We start from the raw sequence: 24,335 nt of genomic DNA on the forward strand, positions 1-24,335 counted from the left end.
GGGTGAGAGGCTATCTCCCGACACCAGCCTGCAACGCGGGCGGCAGCACATGGGCATGATTGCCGTCGTTGCGAAGCTGCTCCGGAATGTCGTCCGCGTGCAGAATGAGGTTTCGGCCCGAGGCCTTGGCGATGTAGAGAGCCTTGTCCGCGGCGGCAAATAGCTGCGCGAAGCCTTGATAGTGGGCAAACTCGGCGACACCAGCGGAGACGGTCACCGCAGTTTGGACGCCACCGAGGTTGATGGGGTTGCGCGAAATACGCACGACGGCCTCGCCGGCAAGCACCATCCGCTCTGCCGCTTCCATGCCGACGATGAGAACCGCAAACTCCTCGCCGCCGATGCGCGCAAGAACATGCGGCGGCTGGAAATTGTCATTGAGGACGGAGGCGACAGAGACGATGGCGCGGTCGCCTGCCTCATGTCCGAAACTGTCGTTCAGTGCCTTGAAACGGTCGATGTCGAAAACGACGAGGGAGGCTTCGCCCTTGTGTTCGGCATAGGCTGCGAGAAAGGCACGGCGATTGAGAAGACCCGATAGCTGATCGGTGCGGCTCAACGCCTCGAAGCGAGCCCGCGAGATCGACAGATCGTGGATCGCAAGACCAATGATATACAGGATGGTGAAGATCAGCGGCGTGCCGAGCAGCGTCGTGATGAGCACGCCGACCGTCGCCGCCGGTACCAGCCGGTAGGGCAGCAGCCCGAACGCGTCCAGCACCAGATGGCCGATCACATTGAGGATATCGCCGACGAAGACGACGCCGAGGGCGGAGCGTAGGGCGACGAAGAAGACATCGCGGCGTGAAGCAAATGCATCCGTTGCGCAGAAAACAAGAATAGTGCGTTTCGCCCAGGCGATCATGAAGTCGGGTCTCCTTCATGCCGCAGTTTAAAGCGCATGATCTAACAGATTGCATACAAATTGGGCCGACCCTAATTTGAGGGTATCCGTCGAGGCTCGTTTCAAACGAAAAGCCGCCCGTATGCTTTACGAAGCCTTACCCTCTTTGCCCTCAGCCATCTCTTGCCATGCCGCTGATCGACGACGACAGAGGTCGAGAAAAGAACGCTTGACTGAGAGTGCACTCGAACCCGTAGCCTTTGAAGCGTCGTTGAAAGAGAAGAGGGCCTATGAAGATCGGTGAGCTTGCAAAACGCTCCGGACTATCGGCGCATACGATCCGCTACTATGAGCGTATCGGTCTGCTGCCCTATGCCGATCGCGATGGGTCGAGCCAACGCGATTATGATGCGGCCATCCTCATCTGGATCGCCTTCCTGCGCCGGCTGAAGGCGACGGGCATGCCGATCCGGGAGATGCTGCTCTACGCCGAACTTCGCAGCCGCGGTCCCGCAACGGAACCGGAGCGGCGTGTCCTTCTGGAGCAGCACCGGAATCGTGTCGGCGAACATATCGCCGATCTCCAGGCCAATCTTCTCGTCCTCGATGCCAAGATCTCCGGATATGCCGGGGCAGAAAAAGGGACAGACCATCATGACACAGGAACACCAAATGACGGGCGAAAGCCGACTGGAAAGAGGCAGGCGGGCACTCGCTGAAATCGACGGGCAGGCCGGGGAAAATGTCGTTGCCGCACTGGCGGATATCGCCCCGGATTTTGCGACATACCTCCTCGAATTCCCGTTCGGCGACATCTACAGCCGGCCGGGCCTTGACTTACGTGCCCGGGAGATCGCGACCATTGCGGCTTTGACAGCCATGGGCACCGCGGCGCCACAGCTGAAGGTTCATATCGAGGCGGGGCTGAATGTCGGGCTATCACGGGAGGAGATCACGGAAATCATGATGCAGATGGCGGTCTATGCGGGGTTTCCGTCGGCACTCAACGGTCTGTCTGCAGCAAAGGAGGTCTTTGGAAAACGCGATGTTCTCCCGCTGACGATGTAGACGATCAACGTTTCCCGCGATGATCCGGCGATGCTGGCGCTTCCACCGCCGTTGAGCTGGCTTGTTGCGGGCACGCGCGTCGCGATCTCAAAGGAGCTGTGGGTAGACAGCTCTTGCTCATTTTATAACCCCGTAAGCCGCTTGACACATTTTTAGGCCCCTCATAGAAATTGAACCAATCGGTAAAAATGGGGAACGCAAATGACGAAGCAATTCTTGATGTCGCGCCGTGCCGTTCTGGCATCGGGAATGGTTTTGGGCGCAAGCGCGTTTGCGCCCTCCCTTCGCGCCGCAACGCCGGTGATGGTGGCCGGCATTCACGGGTCTCCGGTCGAAAATGCTTGGAACTCGGTGCTGCACAAGGCGCTGCAGGACGCCGCAAAGGAAGGCGTTATTGAATACGTCTTCTCGGAAGGCGTCTCCGGCACGGACTATCCCCGCGCCATGCGGGAATATGCGGAGCAGGGGGCGAAGCTGATCATCGGCGAGACGTTCCCGGTCGAGAAGCAGGCGCGCGAGGTTGCGGCAGATTATCCCGACACGGCCTTCGTGATGGGCTCCAGCGGTAAGGAAGCTGGCAACAATTTCGGTGTCTTCGGCACATGGAACTTCGACGGCGCCTACCTCGCGGGCATGCTTGCCGGCAAGATGACCAAGTCGAACGTCGTTGGCTCGGTCGGCGCGATGCCGATCCCCGAGGTCAACATGCTGATCAACGCGTTTGCGGCCGGCGTGAAGGCTGTAAACCCCGATGCGAAGCATCTCGTCACCTTCATCGGCACGTTCTTCGACCCGCCGAAGGCGCGCGAAGCCGGTCTCGCACAGATCGATGCCGGCGCGGATATTCTCTTCGGCGAGCGCATCGGCACGGCCGACGCCGCCAAGGAGCGTGGCATCAAGTCCGTGGGATCGCTGGTCGATTACACGCCGCGTTATCCCGATACGGTCTTTGCGAACGCGCTGTGGAACTTCCGGCCGATCCTCGACGCCGCTCTGGCCGATATCGCCGCGGGCAAGCCGACCGGCCGCGACTACACCGCCTATGGCCTGATGAAAGAAGGCGGCAGCGATATCGTCTTCGTGAAGGGCGTCGCCCCGGCAGACGCCGAAGCCGCGATGGAAGCCAAGCGCGCCGAGATCAAGGCGGGCACGTTCGACGTTCCGAGAGTGGCGGACGAGCCGAAGTAGCCTGCGCGTGACCACGGATGCGACGGCTCTGGCGGAGGCGATCGCCAGCGGCCGCCTCACCAGCACACAGGCCATGCAGGCGTCGTTCGCTGCTGCCGAGACCGTTGCAGGCCTCGGCGCCATCACCTATCGCGACGAGGCGAGGGGCCTTGCCGCAGCGGCGGCGATCGACGCCCTCCCGCCAGGCTCGCCAGAGCGTGCCGCTATGCGGTTCGCCGGTGTGCCGACGCTTGCCAAGGACCTTGGCGGGCCGTTTGCGGGCTTTCCGGTCGCGGCAGGTTCCAACCTGCTGGCGCGCGGCAGCACGCATGCCGACAGCCCGGACTCCGATCTTGCCGAACGCTTCCGCGCGTCCGGCCTCTGCCTCTTCGGGCTGACCACCAGCCCGGAATTCGGACTGTCGCTCGCAAGCGAGCCGGCCATCGGTCCGATCTGCCGCAATCCGCTCGACCCAGGCCGGACGGCCGGCGGGTCCTCCGGTGGGGCCGCGGCCGCGGTTGCCGCCGGCATCGTCGCCATCGCCCATGCAACGGATGCGGGCGGTTCCATTCGCGTGCCCGCCGCCTGCTGCGGCCTCGTCGGCCTCAAGCCCAGCCGTGGGGCGATGCCGGCCGGCCCGAGCTTCGGCAACCACCTTGGCGGCATCGCGTCGGAACTTGCCGTCTGCCGCTCGGTCCGCGACACATCTGCGATTTTTTCAGCCCTGAGCGGGAATGCGCGCGGGCCGTTCCCACCTGTGAAAAACGCACAACGGACCTCCGCTCCGCTTCGCATCGGCATCCTGACCGACACCGGCGCGCTTTACCCGACAGACGCCGACCGGATGGCCATCGTCGAGGCAGCAGGACAGGCGCTTGAGGCTGATGGGCACCGGCTGGTACCAGTGCCGTTCACGGCAATCGAAGAAGCCTGCGCTTCAAGTCGCCGCGCCTTCGTCGATATCGTTTGCGCGAACCTCGCCGGCTCCGTCACTACATTCGGTCTCGATGCCGCGCGCGCGGAAACGCTGACGCAGGCAGTCATCGCGCGGGGCCTGTCGCTACCGGCCGTCGATCTCTGGAGAAGCCTGAACGCCATGGTTCTCGTCAGCCGCGATCTATGGCGTCTCTTCGATGGTATCGACGCTCTGCTCTGCCCGATCCTCTCAGGACCGCCACTCCCCATCGGTTCCTTCCCGAGCGATCACGCGGATCTCGACCTGCACTTCGGGCGCATGGCGGCATTCGCGCCGCTGGCCTCGCTGGCCAATGCCTCGGGATGTCCGGCCCTCACGCTTCCCTTCGGCACCGACACTCATGGCTTGCCGCTGCCGGTCCAGATCATGGCGCCGATGGGCGGCGAAGCACTGCTCCTACAGCTCGCGCACCGTCTGGAGCAGGAGCAGCGCTATACGCATCCGTTCCCCATCGCCGGATTGGCGTCATGACGAAACCAGTGCTGGAGATCGTCGGCGTCAGCAAGCGTTTCGGCACCAACCTTGCCAATGACGGCATCTCGCTTTCGCTTGCGAAGGGCGAGATCGTCGCGCTTCTCGGTGAGAACGGCGCCGGCAAGACAACGCTGATGAGCATTCTCTTCGGCCATTACGTGCCCGACAGCGGCAAGGTGCTGATCAACGGAACCGCATTGCCGCCGGGCAAGCCGCGCGCCGCCATTCGCGCCGGCATCGGCATGGTGCACCAGCACTTCTCGCTCGCCCCCAACCTCACGGCCCTTGAAAACGTGACGACGGGAACGGAAAGCCTCTGGTCGCTGTGCTCCCGCCGCGCCGAGGCGCGTGCCAAGCTGCTCGACATCGCACAGCGCTTCGGGCTGAGCGTCGATCCCGACGCCCGGCTCGGGGATCTGTCGGTAGGCGAGCAGCAGCGCGTGGAAATATTGAAAGCGCTCTACAACGACGCTCGCATTCTGGTGCTGGACGAGCCGACCGCGGTGCTGACGCAGGCCGAGGCCGAGACGCTGTTCGCGACGCTGAAGGTCATGGCGCGCCAGGGGCTTTCGCTCATCTTCATATCGCACAAGCTGGACGAGGTGATGGCGACCGCCGACCGCATCATCGTTCTGCGCGGCGGCCGGCATGTGGCGGACCGCAAGGCCTCGGAAACCACAAAAGCGGAGCTTGCCGAGCTCATGGTCGGGCGCAGCGTGTCGCGGCCCGTGCGTGTAGCAGCCACACCGGGCGAAACGGTTCTGGAAGCCGCCGCCGTCTCCGTGCGCCATCAAGGCGTGGATACGCTGAAGGCGGTGGATTTCCGCCTGCGGGCCGGCGAAGTGCTCGGCATCATCGGCGTGTCCGGAAACGGGCAGGGGGTGCTGGCGCAGCTTTTGTCCGGAACCATATCCCGCACCTCCGGCGACCTCCTCCTGTTCGGCAAGCCCGTCGATCATCTCTCCGTTGCGGATGTCGTGGCCGCCGGCATCGGGCGCATTCCGGAGGATCGCAACAAGGAGGGCGCGATCGGCGAGATGGCGATCTGGGAAAACGCCATTCTCGAACGGCTTCCGAACTATGCGAAGTACGGCCTCGTGGACCGTGCGGGCGGCATGCGGTTTGCCAGCGACATCATCGCGCAGTTCGACGTGCGCGGGGGAACGCCCGCCACGCGCACCCGGCTGCTGTCCGGCGGCAACATGCAGAAGCTCATTCTCGGCCGCAACCTCATCAACCGGCCGCGCATCCTGCTCGCCGCCCAGCCCGCGCGCGGTCTCGATGAAGGCGCCGTCGCTGCCGTTCACGAGCGCATCTTGGAAGCCCGCAAGGCCGGCACCGCCGTGCTGCTGATCTCCGAGGATCTGGACGAGGTGATGGCACTGGCCGACCGTATCCAGGCCATCGTTGGTGGCCGGCTGTCGCCGCCGATCCGCAACGAGGATGCCGACCGGCAAAGGCTCGGCCTGATGATGGCGGGCGAGTGGCACACAGAGCACACCGAGGTGACCCATGCGGTTTGAGCGGCGCGAACACAGGCCTCTCGCTCTGGTCATCGCCACGCCGATCCTGGCGATCGTGGTGGCGCTCGCCATATCCGGCGTGCTGATCGCCATTGCCGGCGCCCCGGTTCTGGAGGCCTATTGGCGCATCCTGAAGGGCGCGTTCGGCTCGCGCCTGTCCGTCACGGAAACGCTGACACGCGCCACGCCGCTGATGCTGACCGGCCTTGCCGCCGCCGTCGCCTTTCGGGCGCGGCTGTGGAACATCGGCGCCGAAGGCCAGCTCTATCTCGGCGCCATCGTCGTGGCCGCCACAAGCTCGCATCTCCTCGGCGGTCTTCCGCCCATCGTACAGATCCCCGCGCTGCTCGTTCTCGGCGCAATTGCCGGCATGGTTCTCCTGCTGGTGCCGCTCTGGCTGCGGCTTCGCTTCTCGGTCGATGAAGTGGTGACGACGCTGCTGCTCAACTTCGTCGCCGTCCTCTTCGTCTCCATGTTGATCGATACGGTCCTGAAAGACCCTGCAGCCTTCGGCTGGCCGCAATCGCAATCGGTGGCGGATGGCGCGATGTTGCCGAAGCTGCTGTCGCGCTCCCGCCTTCATCTCGGTCTCGCCATCGCGGTGGTCCTCGCTTTTCTCCTCCATTTCGTGCAATCGCGCACGGTCTTCGGCCTCAAGTCGCGCGCGGCCGGCCTCAATCCGCAGGCGGCCGTTTTCGCCGGCGTGCCGCTCGGCCGCACACTTGTTGGCGTCGCCTGCATATCGGGCGGCCTTGCAGGACTTGCCGGCGCGGTGGAGGTCATGGGCGTCAAGGGCTATGTGACGACGGATCTTTCGCCCGGCTACGGCTATTCCGGCATCGTCGTCGCCATGCTTGCCAACCTGCATCCGCTCGGCGTCGTGCTCGCCGCCTTGTTTACCGCGACCATGTTCGTCGGTGCCGACGGCATGAGCCGCAGCATGGGCATTCCAAGCTATATCGCGGATCTCACGGTGGCGCTGTCGCTGCTGACCATGCTGGTCGCCTTGTTCTTCACCCAGTACAGGATCCGCCGATGACCGCGGTGTTCGACATTCTCGCCTCCGCCGGGCTTTGGGCCGCCGTGCTGCGCATCGCCACGCCGCTGATCCTCGGCACGCTGGGAGCGCTTCTCTGCGAAAAGGCAGGCGTCCTCAATCTCGGCATCGAGGGCATCATGACCTTCGGCGCGATGATCGGCTGGCTTTCGGTCTATAACGGTGCCGACCTGTGGACGGGTCTGCTGATTGCGGCCGTCGCCGGTGCGGTCTTCGGCGCTCTGCATGCGCTTCTCACCGTCACGCTCGGCCTGTCGCAGCATGTGTCCGGTCTCGGCGTCACTCTGTTCGCCTCCAGTCTCAGCTATTTCCTGTTCCGCCTGCTCGTGCCGGTCGCCGGCACACCGCCGACCATCGAGCCGTTCCAGCCGATCGCGATCCCGGGTCTGAGCGATCTGCCCTTCGTCGGCCCGGCGCTCTTCGTACAGACGCCACCGACCTATCTCGCTATCCTCATCGCCCTCGTCATGGCCTACATGCTGTTTCGCACGCCTCTTGGCCTCGCTATCCGCATGACCGGCGAAAACCCGCATGCGGCGGAAGCACAAGGCATCAACCCGATGGCGATCCGCTACGGCGCCGTCATGGCCGGCAGCGCCCTGATGGGCATGGCCGGCGCCTTCCTGACGCTTTCGGCCTTCAACAGCTTTTTCCCGACGATGGTGCAGGGACGCGGCTGGATCTGCATCGCGCTCGTGGTCTTCTCTTCCTGGCGTCCGGGCTGCGCACTGCTCGGCGCGCTCCTCTTCGCCTTCTTCGACAGCTTCCAGCTCCGCCTCCAGACCACGCTTGGCGGCACCGTCCCGTACCAGCTCTTCCTGATGACTCCCTACATCCTCTCCATCGCCGCCCTCGCCATCATGGCCCGCCGCGCCCGCGTGCCGCAGGCGCTAATGCAGCCGTACAGGCGGGGTGAGCGGTGAAGAGGTGTGGCTGAGGTCGGAAAGCGTACATCGTGATGCATAATAGTTCCATAACGTTGATTATGTGATCGTGTTTTGTTTTGTAGCCGCAAAGTTAAAGTGTCCTGTTTCTGCAAAGTTGGAATGTCACACTCCCCCGAATCTGGAGGACGTCTGGGAGTCAAGTTGTGGCACGACCGCAAGCGCGGATGGCGATCATCCAGCGGTTGGTAGCTCGGGGGTTTCCTATCTCGACACGCCGGACGTTCACGTCAGCCGTCCGTGATGCCGCAGGACAAGGCCGACGGCGCCCATGCAGTTGTCGTTATCGAGAAAGCGGCCCGTTACGAAGGCAGGATTGGCGCCTTCGCCGTCGCCGGGCTTGACCAGCGTATGCCGGGCGTAGGCCGAGCGGATCGGCGCGAGAAGCATTTCGCCCGCCGCCGCCATTCCGCCGCTGATGACGAAAAGGCCGGGATTGAGAATGGTTCCGACAGTCGCAAGTCCGCGTCCTGCGGCCTCACCGGCATCTTCCAGCAGGCGCTGGAATCCGACGTCGCCGGCCTGCGCCGTCTTCACAAATTCCGCCATGCCGATGCTGCGTGAAAGGCGTCTTTCCGCGATGCCGAGAACGGCCGTTCCGCTGCAGGAAAGCTCCATGCAGCCGCGATTGCCGCAGGTGCAGAGATCGCCACGCGGATCGAGGACCATATGGCCGAATTCCCCCGCCGTGCCGGCAGCTCCCGTCAGCACCTTGCCGTTGGCGACGATCGCGCCGCCGATGCCGAGGTCGAGCTTGAACAGCACGAAATTCTCGAAACCCGCGGCAGCACCCCACATCATTTCGGCCAAGGCCGCGCAGTTGCTCTCATTGTCCGCAAAGATCGGCTTCTGCAGGACGGGCTCGAACGTCGCGCGCAGATCGACCCCCTGCCAGCCCGGAAGCTGCGAGCCCCGCATGATCCGCCCGCTGGCAGCGATCGGAGCGGAGACGGCAAAACCTACGCCGAGGAGCCCGGAATATGGGAGACTGTGCTCCTTGTAGATGTTGTCGATCGCCTGCTTGGCCATACGCGTCGCTCGTTCCGGTTTGTAATCCCGCTCGAGCGGAATGGCGACATCCGCAACGATATTGTGGGCGACGTCGGCCAGCACCACCCGCAATTCGTTGCGCCCCAGCAGGACGCCGAGACAGGTTCCGGCCTCCGGATTGAGCGAATGCGCAAGCGCCGGCCGTCCGATGCCGGGGCTGCGCGTTTCCACCTCAACGACAAGGCTCGATCGCTTGAGGTCCGCGAGGATCGTCGAGACGGTCGATCGGGCAAGGCCCGTCGTGCGGGCAATCTGCGCGGCGCTGACGGCGCCGTGCCCGCTCAGGGCGCGGACGACCCGCGCCACCGGCGTATCGACCTGACGCTCGTCGAGAAGGCCCCGCAGTCCGCCGCTGATCATATTGGCCATATAGCGTCTTTCCCCCTGCCCGTGCGGGCCTGCCTCGATGGTCGATATGCCCGTCGGCTGGCCGCCTCGTCCATCTGAAAGCACTCATATTCTGTCGGAGCAAGGCCGCTTGGACAGAAAATGACCTGCGCACATATGCTCGACCACACATCTTCTATGACATAAGTGCGGCGATCACAATTCCGTTTTCGCATGACTTTTGTCATGGCTGACAGAATTCAGGTTGACAAATCGAGGCTCTGCCAGTCTAAAAGACGGCGAGGATGAGGAAACACCAAGGGAGGACACCATGAGAATGATCACGAACGCGTTGCGGACGGGCACCATGCTCGCGACGTTGGCGATGTGCAGCGGCGTGGCTCTGGCCGAAGACGTTACGCTCTGGACGCTGAATTTCAGCTCGGAGGCGTCGAACGCCGCCATGCAGAAGATCGCCTCCGATTTCGAGGCTGCCAATCCCGGCGTGAACGTCGAGATCGTCACGCGCGGCGTCGATGACCACAAGACGGCCCTTCGGGTGGCTGCAGGGTCGGACCGTGGGCCCGACATCTTCTTCAGCTGGGCGGGCCTCGGACTCGGCGGCGAATATATCAAGGCCGGCCTCAGCCTGCCGCTCGACAAATACTACGCGCAGTACAAGTGGGACGACGAGCTCGTTCCGGCAGCCGCTTCCTTCTCCAAGATCTACGAGGGTGGTCGCCACGGCGTGCCCTTCACGTTCAAGGGCGAGGCGCTCTACTACAACAAGGCGCTCTTCACGCAGGCCGGCATTACCGAAGCACCGAAAAACTATGACGAGCTGGTCGCGGACGCCGAGAAGCTGAAAGCCGCCGGCATTCCGGCCATCACCTTCGGCGGCACGGTGAACTGGCACCTGATGCGCCTGATGGACGTCATCCTGGAGTCAAAGTGCGGCATCGAAAAGCATGATGCCCTGATGAACATGAAGACGAGCTGGAAGACCGAGCCCTGCGCCGCGGCCTCCTTCGCCGAGCTCGACACGTGGAGCAAGAACTACATTCTCAGCCCGTTCATGGGCATCGACAATGCCCAGTCGTTCAATCTCTTCGTCGGCGGCCGCGCGGCGATGATGCTGGAGGGTGACTGGCTCGTGCAGCAGCTTGCGGAAGCTGGAAACCTCGACGACTACGACGTCTTCCCCTTCCCCACCGGCACCAACCGGCTCTACGGCTTTGCCGAGTACCACTACATCAGCAGCAAGAGCAAAAATCCGGATACGGCTGCCAAGTTCCTCGACTATTTCATGTCGACGCCGGTGCAGCAGGCGAGCCTCGGGCAGTTCAGCACGACCTCGATCAACAAGAACGTCGCCTACAAGGATCTGCGTCCTCTCGACAAGAAGTGGGTCGATATCTTCAATACCTATACGCAGGTCTACATGAATGGCGACCAGGCGTTCCCGCTCGACGTGACGACGGAGTATTTCCGCGTCATCAATGAGGTGGCGAGCGGCAACATGGCGGCGGCAGACGCCGGCGGCCAGCTTCAAACCTTCATCGACAACCGGCGCTAGGCGTCATTTTGAGCCGGTCCCGCAAGAGGGGCCGGCCTTCCTCCCTTCTGTCACATCGCCTGCGTTCCGTACGGCTGCCTGCGCACCGCATGGCCCGCCTTCGTAGTGCGTGGAGTGTCTTATGACGTCCAGATACATTTTCTCAGACCAGCGCACGCAGGCCGCGATGCTGATTGCCCCGGCGATCGTCATCTACGCGGTGTTTGCCATCTATCCCATGATCGACGTCGTAACCTTGAGCTTCCAGCGATGGAACGGGCTCGATGCGACCAAGGAATTCGTCGGCTTCAGCAATTACGTCGACATCTTCACGAAGGATCCGGTGTTCTGGGGTGCGTTCCGCAACACGGTCATCTGGACGATCCTGTCGACCATCTTCCCTCCGCTCGTCGGGCTTCTGCTGGCGCTCGGTGTCAACCAGCCGATCTTTGGGCGCAATGGGCTGCGGGCGATCTTCTATCTCCCCGTCATCATCGCCCCCATCGCGGTCGCCACCATGTGGCGCTGGATGTACGATCCCTTTTTCGGATTGTTCGGCCAGGTCCTGACGTCCATGGGCCTCCAGAGCTGGATCCAGGATTGGCTGGGAAATCGCAACATTGCGCTTTATTCCGCCTTCGTCGCCTATCTCTGGCAGACGGTCGGCTTTTCCATGGTGCTGTTTCTCGCCGGCTTGCAGGGCGTCAGCAAGACGCTGATCGAGGCCGCGCGCATCGATGGCGCTGGCCGCTGGAAAGTGTTTCGTCACGTCACCTTCCCGGCGCTGAAGCCCACCATCACCATCGTTCTGGTGCTCGCCATCATTTCCTCGCTCAAGGCGTTCGACATCATCTACGGCCTGACGGGCGGCGGGCCGGCGCAATCGACGCAGATGCTGGCGCTCTGGGCCTTTACCCAGTCCATGCAGATCTTCGACTTCGGTCGCGGCAGCGCCATCTCGGTCGTCCTCCTGCTCATCACCCTCTCCGTGGTCATCCCCTACCTGCGCTGGACACGGAAATCCGAGGAGAACGAGGAATGACGATGATGTCCGCCTCCATCCACGCCAACACCCTGGAAAAGCCACAGCGGGACTGGGTTCTCGTTGCGCTCTGGGCCACGCTCGCCTTGGTCGCGCTGATCTGGGTTGCGCCCTTCGTCTTCATCGTCTTCACCTCGCTGAAGTCCAATGCGGCCGTCATGAGTTCCAGCGCGTTCGCGCCTCCGGTCGATCCGAAGTTTGCCAATTATTCCGGTGCCTGGGATCGTGGCCGCTTCAACACGACCTTCTTCAACAGCGTCATCATTACCGCCATCAAGGTGCCGCTCGGTCTCTTCATCTCGGCCATGGCCGCCTATGCTTTGGCGAAGATCGAGTTCGCGGGGCGCAAGATGTTGCTGCTCGCCATTCTGTTCGGAACGATGATCCCGTTTCAGGTCATGCTGGCGCCGCTCTTCACGCTGGTGAACGGCCTGCACCTGATCGACACCTATCCCGGCGTCATCCTGCCTTACCTCGCCTTCGGCATTCCCTATCAGGTCTTCATCCTCCAGAGCTTCTTCCGCGGCATTCCGAAGGAACTCAGCGAAGCCGCCCGCATCGATGGCGCCTCGCATTTCGTGATCTTCCGGCGGATCTTCCTGCCGGTGTCGCTGCCTGTGCTCGCCGCTCTCCTGATCCTCGACTTCGTGTCCACCTGGAACGAGTTCGCCATGGCGCTCGTCCTCCTGCAGGATCGGGACATGTGGACCCTCCCCCTTGGCCTGTCCGCCTTCCAAGGGCAATTCTCACGAGATTACGGCCAGCTCAATGCCGCCATCGTCATGACGGTGCTGCCCGCCGCCATCGTCTACCTCATCTTCCAGCGCTACTTCGTGTCGGGGCTTACCTCCGGCGCGGTCAAGGGCTGAAACAGACATCAAGGACGCAGATATGACCGATACCACCATCGCCAAATGGGACCTGTTCGAAGCCAGCCTGAACGGTCCCTCCTCCGGCAACCCCTTCGTCGAGGTCGATCTCGAGGCCCACTTCAGCCAGAAGAGCCGCACCGTTCGCGTGCCGGGCTTCTATGATGGCGACGGCGTCTACAAGATCCGTTTCATGCCCGACAATGAAGGGGAATGGTCCTATGTGACGCGCTCCTCCGCGCCCGAACTCGACGGAACGTCCGGCACCTTCACCGTCGGCCCGGCAAGACCCGATGTGCATGGGCCGGTCCAGGTGGCCAACAGGTTCCACTTCGCGCATGCCGATGGCACGCCGTATCTTTCCTTCGGCACCACCTGCTACGCCTGGACGCACCAGCCGCTGGACCTTCAGGCCAAGACGCTGGAAACGCTGAAGCAGGCGCGTTTCAACAAGATGCGCATGGGGGTCTTCCCGAAAGACTATCCGTTCAACATCAACGAGCCGCTGCATGACGTCTACGAACGGGATGCGGAAGGGGAACTCGATTTCGACCGGCCGAACCCCGAAAGCTTCCGTCATTTCGAAAACCAGGTGAAGGCGCTCGGCGATCTCGGCATCGAGGCGGATATCATCATCTTCCATCCCTATGATCGCTGGGGCTATTGCGACATGAGCGCCGAGCAGGACTATCGCTACGTTGCCTATCTCACGGCCCGTCTTGCAGCCTATCGCAATATCTGGTGGTCGCTGGCCAACGAGTACGACTTCCTCCTCGATACCAAGCCGATGGGCCAGTGGGATCGCTACTTCCAGATCATCGAGGAGAACGACCCCTACCGCCACCTGAAATCCATCCACAACGGCGATGTGAACGCCAATTACGACCACCGCCGCGCATGGGTCAGCCATGTCTGCATCCAGAACTGGGATGTGAAGCGCACGCAGGAATGGCGGGAGGCCTATGGAAAGCCCGTCGTCAACGACGAGCCGGAGTACGAGGGCAATATCATGCTCTCCTGGGGCAACATCTCGGCCCGCGAGCTGGTGCACCGGTACTGGATCACCATGCTGCGCGGCGGCTATGCCGGGCATGGTGAAACCTTCATGCACCCCGAGGATATTCTCTGGTGGGCAAAGGGCGGCGTGCTGCATGGGGACGCCTGGCAGCGCATCGGCTTCCTGCGCGATCTTCTCGAAGAGGATGTGAGCGTCGGGCTGACCCCGATCGCGCGCGAGGCGAACTGGCCATGGAGCCGCGTGTCCGGCGCGACCGACGGCGATGTCACCTATATCTATCTCGGCGAGCACCAGCCCGTCATCTGGGCACCGGGCCTGCCGCAGGAGATGGGCGATTACGAGGTCGATGTCATCGATACGTGGGCGATGACGGTGACGCCTGCGACCATCGTCGATGCACCCGCCAACCATCCGACCCGGCACGGCGCTTCGCTCCGCCCGCGCCGACCGGATGCGGCCTTTGCCGTGGAACTGCCGGGCAAGCCGAACCTCGCCATCCGCATCCGGCCGAAGCCATAGAAAGGGAACCGCCATGTCGACCGTCCAGATCCGCGACGTCCGCAAATCCTACGGCGCCCATCCCGTGCTTCACGGTGTCGATATCGACATCGCGGACGGGGAGTTCGTCATCCTCGTCGGTCCGTCCGGCTGCGGAAAATCGACGCTGCTGCGCATGGTCGCGGGCCTCGAGTCCATTACCGGCGGCACGATCAGCATCGACGAGCGCGTGGTGAACGGGCTGGAGCCGAAGGACCGGGATATCGCGATGGTTTTCCAGAACTATGCGCTCTACCCGCAGATGACCGTGGCGCAGAACATGGGTTTTGCCCTAGAGCTGGCCGGCGCCCGCAAGGAGGAGATCAAGCGCAAGGTGGACCATGCCGCCGGCATTCTCGGGCTGGAGCCGCTTTTGCAGCGCAAGCCGGCCCAACTTTCGGGCGGTCAGCGCCAGCGCGTCGCCATGGGCCGCGCCATCGTGCGCGATCCCAAGGTCTTCCTGTTCGACGAGCCGCTGTCCAATCTCGACGCCAAGCTGCGCGTCAAGATGCGCGCCGAGATCAAGGCCCTGCATCAGCGCTTGAAGACGACGATCGTCTACGTCACCCATGACCAGATCGAAGCCATGACCATGGCCGACAAGATCGTCGTCATGCAGGGCGGCCATATCGAGCAGATCGGCACGCCGCTGGAACTCTACGACCACCCGAAAAACGTCTTCGTCGCCGGCTTCCTCGGATCGCCCGCCATGAACTTCCTCGACGGCGTCATCATCGGTGAGGACGGAAGCTTTCTGGAACTGGGTGGTGCCGGCCGCGTACCGCTTGCCAACGGCTATCGAAATGCGGACGGAAAATCTGTCATCGTCGGCGTCCGTCCGGAGGACATCGGCATCGCAGAGGCCAACGGCATTCCGGCAGAGGTGATCGTCGTAGAGCCGACCGGGTCCGAAACGCATCTGGCGGTGCGGCTGGGCGGACAGGAGATTATCGTCGTCCTGCGATCACGCGTGTCGCTGGCTCCGGGCGAGCAGGTACACCTTTCGTTTGAGGGCGCGAGATTCCATGTCTTCGACAAGGAGACGCAAGAGCGCCTGCAGCGATAGCGACAGACGTCCGATACCCTGACCGACGATCCGCAGACCGTTCCGTAAGCATCCCACTTCGCATCTGTCTTCGCGACCATCGACATCCCACCTTTGAGATGAGGTCTTGAAAGCGCCCTTCTAGCCTCCTGAAAAGGTTGCTTCCGCCTTACATGGATTGTACCCCTGCAAGCGCAGAAAAAACCTGTGACGGACCGACAGCAGGGGGCGACATGGTATCGACAGACCGCGCGAATACCGGCTGGGGCCGGGCGCTCGAGAGGCTTTCGGCATCGTCCACCGGCCAGGAAGAGGGTGAAGACCTGAAGCAGGCGGTGGTGCGGATCATCGTCTCCGGTATCGCCTTCGTCACCGTCGTGCCGGGCACGCTTGTGGGCTACTGGCGGGATCTGCCGCCGGGTATCCTGTTGCTCTTCGTGATCTATCTGCCGTTCTCCTGTGCGGTCTGGTGGTGGATGAAGACGCATCCGGGCGACCAGCCCTGGCGGCGGACGATCGCCATCGTCTGCGACATACCGGCGCTGACCTATACGTTGGCCAATGGCGGCGCGGGCATGTTGCCGCTCTTTGCACTTCTCCTTTGGGTCACCGTCGGCAACGGGTTGCGGTTCGGACCGCGCATCCTGATCGCCTCGACGGTGATGGCGCTGGCCTCGATTGCCGTTGCCGCCGTGTTCAACGATTACATGCGGCAGAACCCCTATATCGTGGTGACCCTGATCGCGACGGCCGTTCTGGTGCCGGCTTATATTTTCGTGCTCATGAAGCGCGTCCACCGGGCCTACATTGCGGCGCGGGAAGCCAACCTTTCGAAATCCCGTTTTCTGGCGCAGGCCAGCCACGATCTTCGCCAGCCCGTCCACGCCATCAGCCTCTTTACCGCCTGCCTCCGCGATGCCGATCTGCGGCAGAGCGAGCTGGGCATGGTCGACAACATCGACCGCTCGCTGCAGAGTATCTCACGCCTCTTCAAGTCGCTCCTCGACGTCTCGACGCTCGACAGCGGCAAGGTCGTGCCACGCTACGAGGCCGTCGCGATCGCCGACATCCTCGATGACGTGCTGCAGCAGAACACGGACATGGCGCAAGCGAACGACTGCAAGCTCGGCGTCAGCAACTGTAAGAGCGTCGTCATCACGGATCGCGCGCTTCTGACGACCATGCTGCAGAACATCGTCAGCAACGCGATCAAATATGCACCGGGCCGCGCTATCATGATCGGCTGCCGACGTGAAAAGGGCATGCTCTCGGTGCAGGTCTACGATCAGGGACCCGGCATTTCGCCGGAGCATCAGCAACGGGTTTTCGAGGAGTTCTATCAGGTGCGCGCGCGGGGCGACCGCGATATCGAGGGCGTCGGTCTCGGCCTGTCGATCGTCAAGCGGCTGGCCCAGCTTATGGACATGAAAGTCAGGCTGCGCTCGACGCCGGGGCGCGGAACCAGCGTGACGCTGGCCGGGTTGGCAATCTCTTCCCGCGATGCCCCGGTTCCGCGCCGTGCGGTCCGCACCGCGCAAGCGGCACCTGGCATAGACGGCCTGCGCATTCTGCTCGTAGAGGATGACGGTGCCGTGCTGTGCGCGACCGCAAGCCTCCTGCGGAAATGGGGCTGCGCGGTGCAGGCGGAAACCGGCGTTCCCACCGAAGTTGCACCCTGCGATCTCGTCATCGCCGATTTCGACCTCGGCGAAGGCACGACCGGAAGCGACTGCATCAAGGCCGTTCGCCGGATGCTCGGGCGGCTGGTCCCGGCCGTGGTCATGAGCGGCCACGACCCCGGCCGCGTTCGCGACGAACTCGGCGATGATGACATCCCCATCCTGTCGAAGCCGGTGCGCCCCGCCGAACTACGCTCCGTCATCATGGCCGCAGCCATGGAAGCCGAGGGAAGGACGACCGGGGAAGCCGCGCTCTCGTAGCGGGAAGTGCTCTCGTCTGTTGTTTTTGCCGCATTGTCCAACGCCGAAGCAATTCTGCTTCGGCTGGAAATGCTCCATGGCTAGCGCGTCACCAGCAACCCTTCGGCAGCACCTTTGGCAACGGCCGCGGCCCGCGAGGCGACACCGAGCGAGCGGAACAGGGCCGACACGTGGATCCGCACGGTGAACGGGGATATGCCGAGCTCGATGCCGATTTCCTTGTTGCTCTTGCCCTCGGCAATCAGCATGAGAACGGCCGATTGGCGATCGGTCAGTGTCACCGGCTTCACCTCCGCCTTGCCGCCGGCGCTATCCGGCAGCAGCAGCACCACATCGCCATTCCGCACGGCCTCGATCGCCTCGATCATGGCCTCCGGCGACACCGCCTTGTTGATGAAGCCGTTGATGCCGCAGGCCATGGCCGCATCCACCGTTGCCAACTCGTCGGTCATGGAGATGATGACGATGGACGATTGCCGGAACTCCTGACGAAGGGCCGGAAGCGTCTCCATGATGCTGTGCCGGGAGAAGAATAGGTCGAGCAGGAACATGGAGGGCGGCTTGGCGTCGCGCCTTGCAGTGGCGAGCGCCTCTTCCAGCGTATCGCTCGCGACCACCGTCGCCAGCGGTAGCCTTCGCCCGATGAGGGCGCTCAATCCGTCACGAAACACAGGATGGTCATCGACCACGATGATGGTTTCTGTCGTCAAAACGGGGTCTCCCGGGTCTTGCGACCGAACACTTACCAGCCCGCGCCTTCGAAAGACATCTCCGTCTTCGCGGCCGATATATGCGGGAGGCTCTGTCCGTATCGTGTTGAAACAACGAGATAGGTTCTTCCGCACCTCCTGTGACGACTGTGTCAATCAGGCTTGGACAGCGCGATGGTGCGCTGGAGAGCGGCGTCGAACCCTTTGAGCGAAATGGAAAAGGGAACCTCGGCCTCGGGATCGCTGGCCTGCGCCTTGACGATCAGCTTCGTGCCGGAACGCAGGGACTGCGTGATGCCATCGGTGAACAGGAGAGACACGACACAGCCGACCGGCAGGCAGGTGCGAAACGGCGCCGGTTTTCCGGGCGGCAGATCATCGACGGCGAAGGTCGCGCCCTTCTGCAAGGCGAGGCCGAAGGGTAGGATGAGATTGCCTCTGAGACGGCCATCCTCGGCGGGGCGAAGCTCCACCAGCAGAACGCGCTGGCCGTTTCCATTGGCCTGCGTCTGGGAGAGCGAGCATTCCCGGCCACGGACCCGGTCCCCCGTTTGGCGAGCGCCCTTGGCCGTGTCGCCGGCGTTATCCCCAGAAGCAGCTTGCGTCGCGCAACGCACGGTCCAGTCGTCATAGCTTTCCGACAATGCAGAAGGCTTCGTTGCCGTCTGGGCGGAAACGTCCATCACGGCGGCGCATGCGAGCGCCGCCGTGATGGACAGGAGAAACAGCCGGCGCATCAGAAGCGCACGCGCAGCTTCGCGTCGACGCCGTTGGCGATGCCGTCGTCGCCGAACTCGCCGTTGTAGGAAACGCCGAGCGTGGTCGTCGGTGACAGGGTCATGTCCAGTCCGACCTGCACGATAAAGGCATCCTGCGAAACCGGCGCACCCTTCACGGCGTAGCTGTCGCTGCCGGCAAAGGCGAGGCGCGAGGCGGGATCGATATCCCCGAAGGCATGCCGCCAGCCGAGCGTACCGCTCGCAACCGTGGGAAGGCCGCCGAGCGTGACGTCCGACGAGGCGCGCAGCCCCAGCGTCGTGAACGTCGTGTTGGTCGTGTCCCCCTCACCCCGCAGCGCGGCGGAGCCGCCCTTTTCGCGGAAGCCGTCGGTATCCAGATTGACGTGCGCCACATTCACGAAGGGCTCGAAGGCAGCGAATTGCGTCTGGATCTCATAGCCGAGTTCGCCGTAGACCTGGAACGAGCCGGCATCGTAGTCGGCCTTCAGATCCTGCGAAACGCCGGGGAAATCCACCGACCGCTTCGTGGAGATCTGGTGGTTGGTGTAGGAGAGGCCCGAACGCAGCGACAGCGCGCCCAACTGCGTGCCACCGTAGAGACCGATGGTGTAGTTGTCGCTGTCGGCCGAGGACGACCGGCTGTCGACGTCGATGCCGGTGCGGCTGTAGCCGAGGAAGGCGCCGAGCCGCGAGACCGGACCGACCAGCGTGTCGATACCCGTCACCAGGCCGCCGGTCGAGACATCCGCTTCCGCCACGCCATTGCCGGCGTCGATATTGCTCCAGGAGCCGAACGCCTGGCCCCAGACGGACCACGCGGGATCGACAACCTTAGGCGTGACGGCCGACATGGGATCGTCGGTCCAGCGACCATTGTCCCAGTAGTTGTTGACGGGCACGGGCTTGGCCGCAACGTCGCCCGAGGCGGCGCGCAGACGGTCGTTGGTCGCATCGCGCGTCTGGCGGTCGCCGGTGATCAGGCCGGATTTGACCGACGCGTGCGCCTCGCCCGACAACCTGTCGAAGGCGCCCCGGGCCTCGTCGGCACTCAGCAACAACAGGCTGTTGTAGAGCGCGAGCGACCCCCCGCTCTGCTCGAGCGTGTTGAGCGACCGCGCGACAGCAACTTGGTTGCGCGTATCGGCAACGCTGTCGAACAGGCCGGTTTCCGGAGGTTCAGGATTCGTGGGCGGCTCCGGGTTTGTCGGAGGCTCGGGATTGGTCGGCGGCTCCGGCGTTGGCGGCTCGGGATTCGTGGGTGGCTCCGGATTCGTCGGAGGCTGGGGATTCGTCGGCGGTTCCGGCGTTGGCGGGTTCGGGTTTGTCGGCGGCTCCGGGTTCGTAGGCGGTGTCGTCGGCGGTTCGGGGTTGGTGGGCGGTGTCGTTGGCGGCTCCGGGTTGGTCGGAGGCGTCGTCGGCGGTTCCGGGTTCGTCGGCGGCGTGGTGGGCGGCTCGGGGTTGGGTTGCCCGTTGCCCGGATCCTTGACGGAAATCCTGAGATCCACATCCTTGGCGGTCTGGTCGAGAGCGACGTCGAGGAAGGCGGATTTCGATACGGCCTGGGCGAAGGTGCCGGTGATGCCGCCCTGCGCCGTCAGGATCTTGTAGGTCTGGCCCGTCTGATAGCTGGTCGCCGCATCCAGCGCGGTCACCTGAACCGAGCTGTCCTTGCCGATCGTCGCGCGCCCAAGGGCATCGACCGTGATCTTGTTGCCAGCGGCGTCGGTGCCGGCATATTGTTTGACGGTTTCCACCGATATGCGGTCGCTCGCGCCGTTGCCGGCGACATCGACATCGTAGATCGCGCCATCGGCGAGATCGAGATCCCCGCGCACGGTGAACGTTCCCAGCGGATTGCCCGTGTCGCCGGGCGAGATCGTCGCCCCGCGATCAACAAAGGTGGTGCCGATGGTGCCGAAGCCGGCCAGCTTTCCATAGGCGCCGGTCACGTTGCGCTGGCCATTCAGCGTATCGCCCCAGACGTCGATGGTGCTCGTATAGATCTCGCTGCCGAGGAAATTGGTGATGACCTGACCCGTCTGGCCGCCGATGACCAGCGTGCCGTTCTTCACGTCGAAATTCGTGCGATCCGGGGTAACGGTGTCGTCATCGGCAATGGCCGTGCCGAGGTCGCCCTTGAGCACCAGCCGGCTGTTTCCGTCCACGATGACGCCGCCGGCATAGCTGTCGAGCGAGGCAAAGCCCGTGAGGTCGCCGGAGAGGATCGTCTCGCCGGAAAGACTGACGATCGACCCGTCGCCGACGATCTTGTTGGCAAAGTCATAGCCTGTATTGGTGTGGTTGAAGACCAGGCGGCCGGAGCCCGAGGTGCCGAAGTTCACGACGGTTCCCGTGCTGACCGTGCCGGCAGCTTGCGTATCGAGCGCACGCGGAAGGCCTTGCAGCGCACTCGTATCGATCTGCCCGCCGACGACGAGATAGCCGTCCGTGCCGATATTGATCCCATTGGCGACATTCAGGGTACCGCCATTGGCGACCACAATATGGCTGTCGGCGACGACGCTCATCGTGTTCGTCGCGGTAAAGGACGATCCCGCGCCGGTAACGGTCAGGTTGCCGCTGTCGTCGAGAACAGCGCGCGACGTGCTCATCTGGCCGCCGTCGGCAATCGTCAGATTGCCGGTGAGATCCAGCCGGCCCGTATTGATCCAGCTCGAGCCCGTCCCCGTGACGATTGCGCCGCTCTCCGCCGTGCTCGTCATAAACTGGCCGATCGAGGCGCTGTTGGACAGAATCGCACCGCCCTGCTCGACCTTGATGAGGCTCGGCGTTCCGAGCAGACCCTGCATGCCGAGGTAGTCGGCCGAGACGACCGATCCAGCGCCGGTTACCAGCAGCTTGCCATGCGCGCCCTGGCCGTCGCCGATATAGATGTTCTTCGCATCCGCCTTGCCGCCGCCTTCGACGATCAGCGTGCCGTCGCCGCCGGTGAGGCACAGGACGGAGTAACCGTTGCAACCGCCGCCGACGGTCAGGCTGTTGCCGAGCACATAGGGCGTTCGCACCACGTTCAGGGCGGAGCCGGGCCCGGAGACGGTGACGGTCGCCTGCGATCCGCCGACCCCGGCGATGATACCGCGATTGGCGATCAGCACATCCGCACCATTGTTGATGGTCAGCGTGGTGCCCTTGTTTTCAAGCCCGATGATCATGTCATCGGCAAAACTCTGGTCCGTGCTCCAGACGACATTGCCGCTGTCCTGGATATAATCCTTGTCATCCAGCGCGAGCACCGGGCCGGCCAGAAGCGAGGCAGAGACCGGCAGCAGCAGCAGGGAGCGGCGGGTGACGGTCAATGCCGTCGAACTGCGTAAGCCACGATTCCGGTTTCGCAATTGCTCTTGTCGTCCCATGCTTTCCATCTCCACTGCTCAAGCTGACCTCCCAAAAATCGGGTAAAATTCGGTAAGGTCGAGATAGCGGATAAAACACAGTCCAACGGGCACCGCCATTAGCACGCATGTGCTAGTCGTATCAGGCGAAGTCCGGCTTTTTTACTCGTTTATCGTTTAATGGGCACCGCGGACATCCCCGCCGCGAACCTCCTGCCGCCGAGGGGGTCAGTCCAGCGAGGGCATATAGGCGGGCAGCTGCTCCTCGAAATATTTGCAGAACGAGGCGATCCGCGGGGGTAGCGTCTGGTAGGGCGGATAGAACAGGGTCAGCCAGAGATCCGGCGGGGCCCAGCCCTTGAAGACGTGCACGAGACGTCCGGTGCGGATGTGTTCGGCGATATTGAAGCCGGGGAGCATGGCCACCCCTGCGCCGTCGGCCGCCATGTCGGCAAGGACCTCGCCACTATTGGCGCTGAAGTCGCGACCCGCCGATATCGTCATGCTGGAACCGCCATCCGAGAGAACCCAGCTCTCCCGCCGGCTATCGCCGCTATAGGCAAGGCAATCGTCCGGTGTCAACTCGTTCGGATGTGTCATCTCGACGAAACGGCTGCCGGGTGCGGCAACCAGAATGCGCGGCACGACCCGGATCTTCCGCCAGATGGTGAACTTGTCCGAGGGCTGTGCGGAAATGCGGATCGCGAGATCATAGTCGTCGTTGACGATGTTCACCAATCCATCCGACAGCGAGATCTCGAAGCTCATCTTCGGAAACTTTGTCTTGAAGCCGGAGAGGATCGGCGGCAGCACGGCCTTGCCGAACCAGGTCGGCGCGCTGATCCGCAGGCGCCCCTGATCAGCCTTGTGCGCGTTCATGACGTCGCGCCGCGCGTCCTCCAGCGTCTTCATTGCCGGCTGGATCTGCGCGGCGAACACCGCGCCATCCGTCGTCAGCGAGACCTGACGCGTGGTGCGCACGAAGAGTTGCACACCCAGTTCCGCCTCCAGCGCCGCAATGGCTCGCGTGACGGCGGCGGGCGTCATGTCGAGTTCGCGCGCCACCTGCGCGAAGTTCCGTTTTTCGGCAGCCAGCAGAAATGTGCGCAGAGCCTTATAGTCGTTCATGACATTGTTTCACCTGTGGCAATTTGTTGACGAGGAATATTGCGTATCGACCGTAGGATCAATGGTGGGTCTCGCACGCCGGCTCCAAAAGCATTCCCGCAATCAATCTCCCGGGCATTGTTGCCGTTCTGATAATTCATTCGCAATATTTATTGCAATTTTGTAGATCGGACTTTTGCCGTAGGGTTGATGTCAGCAGCAGAGACGAAAGCTGCTTGTCACCGATAAGCCCGCAGAAGCGGCCGGAAACCAAGAGGAAAAGACCATGTCCAAGTTCGACGTCCTGACCCCAGCCAACAGCCAGCTCATCTTCATCGACCAGCAGCCCCAGATGGCTTTCGGCGTTCAGTCGATCGATCGCCAGACCCTGAAGAACAATGTGGTCGGCCTCGCCAAGGCCGGCAAGATCTTCGACATTCCCACGACCATCACGACGGTGGAGACCGAGAGCTTCTCCGGCAACACCTTCCCGGAACTTCTGGCCGTGCATCCGGAGAACGATATCCTCGAGCGCACCTCGATGAATTCCTGGGACGACCAGAACGTTCGGGATGCGCTGGCGAAGAACGCCGCGAACGGCCGCAGGAAGATCGTCGTCTCCGGCCTCTGGACCGAAGTCTGCAACACGACCTTCGCCCTGTCCGCGCTGCGTGACGTGCCGGACTACGAAATCTACATGGTTGCCGATGCCTCCGGCGGCACGTCGCTCGAAGCGCACAATCGCGCCATGGACCGCATGATTCAGGCCGGCGTCATTCCTGTTACCTGGCAGCAGGTCTTGCTCGAATGGCAGCGGGACTGGGCCCGCAAGGAAACCTATGATGCCGTCACCACACTGGTGAAGGAGCATTCCGGCGCCTACGGCATGGGCATCGATTACGCCTACACCATGGTTCATGGCGCTGACGAGCGCGTCAAACATGGCAAGCGCATCGGCCCCAACCCCGCCAAGTAGAACCCAGCCAGGA

Annotated in this window: 20 protein-coding genes; 14 read left to right on the plus strand and 6 right to left on the minus strand. The window is 63.1% G+C overall.

Annotated features, from left to right (window positions below):
- Positions 1-10: 10 nt before the first annotated feature.
- Positions 11-865 (minus strand): GGDEF domain-containing protein, encoded by an 855-nt coding sequence (locus G8E10_RS07200; protein ID WP_167128126.1) that lies wholly within the window; start codon positions 863-865, stop codon positions 11-13.
- Between the two features lie 269 nt (positions 866-1,134).
- Here G8E10_RS07200 and G8E10_RS07205 point away from each other — a divergent pair, with 269 nt between their 5' ends.
- The 7 genes from G8E10_RS07205 to G8E10_RS07235 all read left to right on the plus strand — a co-directional run bounded on the left by G8E10_RS07205 (position 1,135) and on the right by G8E10_RS07235 (position 8,032).
- Positions 1,135-1,563 (plus strand): MerR family transcriptional regulator, encoded by a 429-nt coding sequence (locus tag G8E10_RS07205; RefSeq protein WP_110802426.1) that lies wholly within the window; start codon positions 1,135-1,137, stop codon positions 1,561-1,563.
- Positions 1,517-1,912 (plus strand): carboxymuconolactone decarboxylase family protein, encoded by a 396-nt coding sequence (locus G8E10_RS07210; RefSeq protein ID WP_245420193.1) that lies wholly within the window; start codon positions 1,517-1,519, stop codon positions 1,910-1,912. The genes G8E10_RS07205 and G8E10_RS07210 overlap by 47 nt, the downstream gene beginning before the upstream one ends.
- 201 nt (positions 1,913-2,113) lie before the next feature.
- Positions 2,114-3,100 carry a BMP family protein gene (locus G8E10_RS07215; protein ID WP_110802422.1) on the plus strand — a complete coding sequence of 329 codons (987 nt, stop codon included), beginning with the start codon at positions 2,114-2,116 and terminating at the stop codon, positions 3,098-3,100.
- 7 nt (positions 3,101-3,107) lie between these two features.
- Positions 3,108-4,526, plus strand: a complete 1,419-nt coding sequence (locus G8E10_RS07220; protein WP_110802421.1) for an amidase — start codon at positions 3,108-3,110, stop codon at positions 4,524-4,526.
- Entirely contained in the window at positions 4,523-6,052 is a 1,530-nt protein-coding gene (locus G8E10_RS07225; RefSeq protein WP_110802419.1) for an ABC transporter ATP-binding protein, read from the plus strand. The genes G8E10_RS07220 and G8E10_RS07225 overlap by 4 nt, the downstream gene beginning before the upstream one ends.
- Entirely contained in the window at positions 6,042-7,091 is a 1,050-nt protein-coding gene (locus G8E10_RS07230; RefSeq protein ID WP_110802417.1) for an ABC transporter permease, read from the plus strand. The genes G8E10_RS07225 and G8E10_RS07230 overlap by 11 nt, the downstream gene beginning before the upstream one ends.
- Positions 7,088-8,032: an ABC transporter permease gene (locus G8E10_RS07235; protein WP_110802415.1), complete on the plus strand. Its 945-nt coding sequence runs from the start codon at positions 7,088-7,090 to the stop codon at positions 8,030-8,032. The genes G8E10_RS07230 and G8E10_RS07235 overlap by 4 nt, the downstream gene beginning before the upstream one ends.
- A gap of 246 nt (positions 8,033-8,278) precedes the next feature.
- Here the strand turns inward: G8E10_RS07235 and G8E10_RS07240 are convergent, their stop codons facing one another.
- The gene (locus tag G8E10_RS07240) at positions 8,279-9,472 is read right to left on the minus strand and encodes an ROK family transcriptional regulator (protein WP_110808196.1); all 1,194 of its coding nucleotides are present in this window, start codon (positions 9,470-9,472) and stop codon (positions 8,279-8,281) included.
- A 325-nt stretch (positions 9,473-9,797) separates the two neighbouring features.
- Between G8E10_RS07240 and G8E10_RS07245 the strand changes: the two genes are divergently transcribed.
- The 6 genes from G8E10_RS07245 to G8E10_RS07270 all read left to right on the plus strand — a co-directional run bounded on the left by G8E10_RS07245 (position 9,798) and on the right by G8E10_RS07270 (position 17,436).
- Positions 9,798-11,006: an ABC transporter substrate-binding protein gene (locus G8E10_RS07245; RefSeq protein ID WP_425530829.1), complete on the plus strand. Its 1,209-nt coding sequence runs from the start codon at positions 9,798-9,800 to the stop codon at positions 11,004-11,006.
- Positions 11,007-11,127: 121 nt separating this feature from the next.
- Positions 11,128-12,027, plus strand: a complete 900-nt coding sequence (locus G8E10_RS07250) for a carbohydrate ABC transporter permease (protein ID WP_110802409.1) — start codon at positions 11,128-11,130, stop codon at positions 12,025-12,027.
- Positions 12,024-12,896: a carbohydrate ABC transporter permease gene (locus G8E10_RS07255; protein WP_110802407.1), complete on the plus strand. Its 873-nt coding sequence runs from the start codon at positions 12,024-12,026 to the stop codon at positions 12,894-12,896. The genes G8E10_RS07250 and G8E10_RS07255 overlap by 4 nt, the downstream gene beginning before the upstream one ends.
- A gap of 22 nt (positions 12,897-12,918) precedes the next feature.
- Complete coding sequence (locus G8E10_RS07260; RefSeq protein ID WP_167128129.1) at positions 12,919-14,433, plus strand: DUF5060 domain-containing protein; 1,515 nt, start codon at positions 12,919-12,921, stop codon at positions 14,431-14,433.
- 13 nt (positions 14,434-14,446) lie between these two features.
- Positions 14,447-15,517 (plus strand): ABC transporter ATP-binding protein, encoded by a 1,071-nt coding sequence (locus G8E10_RS07265; protein WP_110802404.1) that lies wholly within the window; start codon positions 14,447-14,449, stop codon positions 15,515-15,517.
- Between the two features lie 212 nt (positions 15,518-15,729).
- Complete coding sequence (locus G8E10_RS07270; protein WP_110802402.1) at positions 15,730-17,436, plus strand: ATP-binding response regulator; 1,707 nt, start codon at positions 15,730-15,732, stop codon at positions 17,434-17,436.
- Positions 17,437-17,516: 80 nt separating this feature from the next.
- On the opposite strand, the gene G8E10_RS07275 is transcribed toward G8E10_RS07270, so the two are convergent.
- The 4 genes from G8E10_RS07275 to G8E10_RS07290 form a co-directional block, all read right to left on the minus strand.
- Complete coding sequence (locus G8E10_RS07275) at positions 17,517-18,146, minus strand: LuxR C-terminal-related transcriptional regulator (RefSeq protein WP_110802400.1); 630 nt, start codon at positions 18,144-18,146, stop codon at positions 17,517-17,519.
- A 152-nt stretch (positions 18,147-18,298) separates the two neighbouring features.
- Positions 18,299-18,883, minus strand: a complete 585-nt coding sequence (locus tag G8E10_RS07280; RefSeq protein ID WP_110802397.1) for an invasion associated locus B family protein — start codon at positions 18,881-18,883, stop codon at positions 18,299-18,301.
- A complete protein-coding gene (locus tag G8E10_RS07285) occupies positions 18,883-22,260 on the minus strand; it encodes an autotransporter outer membrane beta-barrel domain-containing protein (protein WP_167128132.1) in 3,378 nt (1,125 codons plus the stop codon). Before G8E10_RS07285 ends, G8E10_RS07280 begins: the two co-directional genes overlap by 1 nt.
- Positions 22,261-22,467: 207 nt before the next feature.
- A complete protein-coding gene (locus G8E10_RS07290; protein ID WP_110808198.1) occupies positions 22,468-23,367 on the minus strand; it encodes a LysR family transcriptional regulator in 900 nt (299 codons plus the stop codon).
- 265 nt (positions 23,368-23,632) lie between these two features.
- On the opposite strand from G8E10_RS07290, the gene G8E10_RS07295 reads away from it, so the two are divergent.
- On the plus strand, positions 23,633-24,322 hold the full coding sequence (locus tag G8E10_RS07295; RefSeq protein ID WP_110802392.1) for a hydrolase: 690 nt from the start codon (positions 23,633-23,635) through the stop codon (positions 24,320-24,322).
- Positions 24,323-24,335 lie beyond the last annotated feature (13 nt).

This window comes from Ferranicluibacter rubi (assembly GCF_011603255.1).
GTDB classification, from domain to species: domain Bacteria; phylum Pseudomonadota; class Alphaproteobacteria; order Rhizobiales; family Rhizobiaceae; genus Ferranicluibacter; species Ferranicluibacter rubi.

Bases quoted from the DNA above. Each gene is read 5' to 3' on its own strand.
- G8E10_RS07200 (WP_167128126.1), bottom strand. From the start codon at position 865: ATGATCGCCTGGGCGAAACGCACTATTCTTGTTTTCTGCGCAACGGAT.
- G8E10_RS07205 (WP_110802426.1), top strand. From the start codon at position 1,135: ATGAAGATCGGTGAGCTTGCAAAACGCTCCGGACTATCGGCGCATACG.
- G8E10_RS07210 (WP_245420193.1), top strand. From the start codon at position 1,517: ATGACGGGCGAAAGCCGACTGGAAAGAGGCAGGCGGGCACTCGCTGAA.
- G8E10_RS07215 (WP_110802422.1), top strand. From the start codon at position 2,114: ATGACGAAGCAATTCTTGATGTCGCGCCGTGCCGTTCTGGCATCGGGA.
- G8E10_RS07225 (WP_110802419.1), top strand. From the start codon at position 4,523: ATGACGAAACCAGTGCTGGAGATCGTCGGCGTCAGCAAGCGTTTCGGC.
- G8E10_RS07230 (WP_110802417.1), top strand. From the start codon at position 6,042: ATGCGGTTTGAGCGGCGCGAACACAGGCCTCTCGCTCTGGTCATCGCC.
- G8E10_RS07235 (WP_110802415.1), top strand. From the start codon at position 7,088: ATGACCGCGGTGTTCGACATTCTCGCCTCCGCCGGGCTTTGGGCCGCC.
- G8E10_RS07240 (WP_110808196.1), bottom strand. From the start codon at position 9,472: ATGGCCAATATGATCAGCGGCGGACTGCGGGGCCTTCTCGACGAGCGT.
- G8E10_RS07245 (WP_425530829.1), top strand. From the start codon at position 9,798: ATGCTCGCGACGTTGGCGATGTGCAGCGGCGTGGCTCTGGCCGAAGAC.
- G8E10_RS07250 (WP_110802409.1), top strand. From the start codon at position 11,128: ATGACGTCCAGATACATTTTCTCAGACCAGCGCACGCAGGCCGCGATG.
- G8E10_RS07255 (WP_110802407.1), top strand. From the start codon at position 12,024: ATGACGATGATGTCCGCCTCCATCCACGCCAACACCCTGGAAAAGCCA.
- G8E10_RS07260 (WP_167128129.1), top strand. From the start codon at position 12,919: ATGACCGATACCACCATCGCCAAATGGGACCTGTTCGAAGCCAGCCTG.
- G8E10_RS07265 (WP_110802404.1), top strand. From the start codon at position 14,447: ATGTCGACCGTCCAGATCCGCGACGTCCGCAAATCCTACGGCGCCCAT.
- G8E10_RS07270 (WP_110802402.1), top strand. From the start codon at position 15,730: ATGGTATCGACAGACCGCGCGAATACCGGCTGGGGCCGGGCGCTCGAG.
- G8E10_RS07280 (WP_110802397.1), bottom strand. From the start codon at position 18,883: ATGCGCCGGCTGTTTCTCCTGTCCATCACGGCGGCGCTCGCATGCGCC.
- G8E10_RS07285 (WP_167128132.1), bottom strand. From the start codon at position 22,260: ATGGGACGACAAGAGCAATTGCGAAACCGGAATCGTGGCTTACGCAGT.
- G8E10_RS07290 (WP_110808198.1), bottom strand. From the start codon at position 23,367: ATGAACGACTATAAGGCTCTGCGCACATTTCTGCTGGCTGCCGAAAAA.
- G8E10_RS07295 (WP_110802392.1), top strand. From the start codon at position 23,633: ATGTCCAAGTTCGACGTCCTGACCCCAGCCAACAGCCAGCTCATCTTC.